The organism is Bacillus sp. SIMBA_008, from assembly GCF_046535495.1.
In the GTDB taxonomy this organism is placed as follows: domain Bacteria; phylum Bacillota; class Bacilli; order Bacillales; family Bacillaceae; genus Bacillus; species Bacillus subtilis.
This window is the reverse complement of the sequence record NZ_JAWRWL010001003.1, coordinates 1-247: the sequence shown is the minus strand read 5'-3', so window position 1 is coordinate 247 and position 247 is coordinate 1. Positions and strand designations below refer to the sequence as shown.

1 protein-coding gene is annotated in these 247 nt (G+C 41.7%); it reads right to left on the bottom strand.

Annotated elements, in window-relative coordinates; translation table 11 throughout:
* Window positions 1-247, bottom strand: a 247-nt coding sequence (locus tag SB658_RS26410) for a redoxin family protein (RefSeq protein WP_410603460.1), incomplete at both ends; no start/stop codon positions are given.

Sequence of the window (247 nt, the reverse complement as noted above, 5' to 3'; positions counted from 1 at the left end):
ATTCGTTGCTTCGCTTACGTATTCAGTGTAAACCACTTTCCCATTAGGGTCTAATACGAAAACTGCACGCGCCAATAAACGCAATTCTTTCATATATACACCGAATGCTTCACCAAATGACATATCTTTGTGATCAGATAATGTTTCGACATTTTCAATTCCGTTTGCTCCGCACCAGCGTGCTTGTGCAAATGGAAGGTCTGCACTAATTGTATAAATATTGACCGGACCTAAACCGGCTGCCTCT